The organism is Bradyrhizobium sp., from assembly GCF_019244115.1.
Classification (GTDB): domain Bacteria; phylum Pseudomonadota; class Alphaproteobacteria; order Rhizobiales; family Xanthobacteraceae; genus Bradyrhizobium.
Genome location: NZ_JAFATE010000546.1, coordinates 1 through 2,283, shown reverse-complemented (window position 1 = coordinate 2,283; position 2,283 = coordinate 1). Strand labels below are relative to the sequence as shown.

The 2,283-nt window shown below is 62.2% G+C and carries 3 protein-coding genes and 1 pseudogene; 3 read left to right on the top strand and 1 reads right to left on the bottom strand.

What is annotated here, in order from left to right:
- Positions 1–490: pseudogene (locus JOZ76_RS24070) on the bottom strand (hypothetical protein); the annotation flags it as partial.
- Between JOZ76_RS24070 and JOZ76_RS38335 the strand changes: the two are divergent.
- From JOZ76_RS38335 to JOZ76_RS24060, 3 genes are all read left to right on the top strand, one after another.
- On the top strand, positions 383–844 hold the full coding sequence (locus JOZ76_RS38335) for an ABC transporter permease subunit (protein ID WP_366938621.1): 462 nt from the start codon (positions 383–385) through the stop codon (positions 842–844). The pseudogene JOZ76_RS24070 and the gene JOZ76_RS38335 sit on opposite strands and share 108 nt — an antisense overlap.
- Positions 844–1,626 (top strand): ABC transporter permease, encoded by a 783-nt coding sequence (locus JOZ76_RS24065; RefSeq protein ID WP_366938622.1) that lies wholly within the window; start codon positions 844–846, stop codon positions 1,624–1,626. The genes JOZ76_RS38335 and JOZ76_RS24065 overlap by 1 nt, the downstream gene beginning before the upstream one ends.
- Before the next feature lie 39 nt (positions 1,627–1,665).
- Positions 1,666–2,283, top strand: a 618-nt coding sequence (locus JOZ76_RS24060) for an amidase family protein (protein WP_291702626.1), incomplete at its 3' end; no start/stop codon positions are given.

Sequence of the window (2,283 nt, the reverse complement as noted above, 5' to 3'; positions counted from 1 at the left end):
TTGGACCCGCGCGCGCGACACGGTAAAATATTTCAAGCCTGCCCGGGCCCGCATGCCTCCCCAGATCGGTCAGCAGGATCCCGCCCTCTCGTTCAGCACGAGCAAGCTTGCCACCCTCGAGCAGAACTTCCTTCGTATCCTTGGCTGCGATCTCGGGAAAATGCAGGAAGGCATTTCCCATTGCGGCGGGGATCACGAGGGAGACCGATCCCTCGCCGAAGCGCAAATGTGAGATCGAGCCCCGCATGTTCGTGACAAGGAGCCGCCTTGGTCCGCTCGCCAACGTCAGAAGGCCCTCCTCGATGCTCGCCGTGACCAGCCCTGCAGGGCTTGGCAGTGGGCCGAGGGTTGCGGCCTCGCCGTCATTCGTCAGCTCGAAACCGTGCCACGGCCCGATGTCCATGAGGTACGTGCTGCCAAGCAGCGCCATGAGGGCGCCCCAGGTGTAGAAACGTTCGGTATCTGCCTGGTCGAGCACCTCGCCCGTCACGGCATTGTAGTTCTCGGGGCAGAGGCGGCTTCCATCCCAGGCCCGGCGGAACAGGTCATAGCTACTCGCCGCTTCGCGCGGTTCCGCCTCATTATCCTGCCGCTCAGTCGTCCCGGTCTGATTTCGGGCGCGGTCTTATGCTTCTCGATCGCCATCAGCGTCGTCGTCACATCCGCCTTGCTCGGCGGCCGGACGGGCCGCATGTTTGGCAACGACATCTACGAACAGGTGATCACGGCCGCGAATTGGCCTTTCGCGTCGGCTCTGTCGATCATGTTGATCCTGGCTATCCTAATCTCCATGTCGTTGGCCATCGGCGCATTCCGACGCAATGCTGCGGGCGGAGCCCGCTGATGGGGCAGAGCCGACTTCTCAAATGTTATGTTTACGCGATCTTTGCGCTGATCGCCCTTCCGCTGGTCGTCGTCCTGGGCGTTGCCTTCAACCCGACGGAGCGCTTCGCCCTCGCTCCGCTCGATCCTTCCTTGCGCTGGTTCCGAGAGTTCTTCGGCCGACCGGAATATCTTCACGCCCTTTTCGCCGTGACACTGCCGGTGGCCTGCCTCTCCGCTATGTCAGCGACGCTTATGGGAACCTTGTCGGCGATCGGGCTGGTTCGCTTCAAATTCCGCGGCCGCGCCCTGATCGAGGCAGTCTTCATGATGCCGATCCTCGTCCCGGGAATCTTGCTCGGCGCGGCGCTCTATCTGTTCTTCGCCAGGTTGGATCTCGCGGGGACCTTCATCTTGCTGGTGATCGGGCATACGCTCATCGGCATACCTTTCGTCATCCGCGTCGTGGGTGCCGGACTGGCGGGCATCAATCCGGCTATCGAAGAATCGGCCGTCAACCTCGGCTGCAGCCGTTTCGGCGCCTTTTGCCGGGTGGGCTTGCCGCTGATCAGGTCGAGCCTTGTGTCAGGCGCGATCCTAGCGTTCATTTTGTCCTTCAGCGACGTCAACATCTCTCTGTTCCTGACCGGACCCCACACCAATACTTTGCCGCTGCAGATTTTCTCCGACATTCAATGGCAGGGTGACCCGACGATAGCCGCAGCATCGACGATCCAGATCCTCGTGGTGACGAGTCTCATCATCTTGGCCAATACGCTGGCGCGGAAGCGTCTCGTCTTCTGAGGCGCAAATGGCATCCGATCAGGTGGCGGATATGGCGAGATGACGGCGAAGGCCGGTATGCCGCTCCGGTTAGTGGCGAGGGCGCTGCAGGAGAAAGCGACAACCGCGAAAGCTCTGGCACAAGGCGCCATCTCACGTCGCGAAGCGGCTGCGCCGATCCTCGACGCCTACGCGCATTTCGCACCAGAGATGGCGCTCAAAATGGCCTGCGCTGCGGACGCGGCTTTCGCATGCGGCCAAGTGCACGGTCGCCTTCAAGGGATCCCAGTTTCGATCAAGGATCTGTTCGCGCTCGACGGCATGCCTTTCTTTGCAGGTTCGCCCTGCCAGCTTCCCGCCTCCCTTAGCGTCGAAGGGCCGGTGGTCTCCGGCATCAGAGCACAGCATGGCGTGTTCATGGGGAAGACCCACACATCCGAGTTGGGCTTCGGCGTCTGCGGCCACAATATCCATTGGGGCACGCCCCGCAATCCTTGGGACGCTGAGCATATCAGGCCCGCCGGGGGCTCGTCGTCCGGCGCCGCCCTCTCGATCCTCGAAGGCTCGGCCTATGTGGCGCTCGGAAGTGATACCGGCGGCTCGGCCCGAGAGCCGGCCAACATGACGGGCATCGTGGGCTTGAAGATCACTCATGGACGCTGGTCTGGAGCTGGTCTA